Annotated in this window: 1 protein-coding gene; it reads left to right on the top strand. The window is 64.9% G+C overall.

The window, feature by feature from the left end:
- Positions 1-171 precede the first annotated feature (171 nt).
- A partial coding sequence (locus D1614_RS28805) for an ATP-binding cassette domain-containing protein (protein ID WP_119440541.1) occupies positions 172-530 on the top strand: 359 nt, incomplete at its 3' end.

Genomic DNA, 530 nt, shown 5'->3' with positions numbered 1-530 from the left:
GATTGGATCAAGACCGGCAAGCAGCCGCCGGCCGATACGCAAACCACCGGCAAGCTGATGGTGCGCAGCAATTGGCAGGAAGTGCGCAAGGAACTGGGCATTTGATGCAACGCGCGGCGCGGGCCCGTCCCGTGCCCCACGCGCCCCACGCCGATCCGCAAAGAGCAATCGATGACAGTCCAATCACTTGATGCGAGCGGTCCGCCCGACGCTTCTCCTACCGCTTATCTGAAGCTGGACGGCATCACCGTGCGCTTTCCTGGCGTGCTGGCGCTCGACCATGTATCGCTCGACATCCGCCGCGGCGAGGTTCACGGCCTGATGGGCGAGAACGGCGCAGGCAAGTCGACGCTGCTCAAGGTGTTGTCGGGCGTCAACCAGCCGGAGGCCGGCACGCTGTCGCTGGACGGCGTGCCGCAGCAGTTCACGAACACGCGCGCGGCCATTGCGGCGGGCATCGCGATCATCTATCAGGAACTGCACCTCGTGCCGGAACTGACGGTGGCAGAAAACCTGATGCTCGGCGCGCT

Origin of the sequence: Maribellus luteus, from assembly GCF_003576475.1 — a bacterium.
Classification (GTDB): domain Bacteria; phylum Bacteroidota; class Bacteroidia; order Bacteroidales; family Prolixibacteraceae; genus Draconibacterium; species Draconibacterium luteum.
This window is presented reverse-complemented; position numbering and strand designations above follow the sequence as displayed.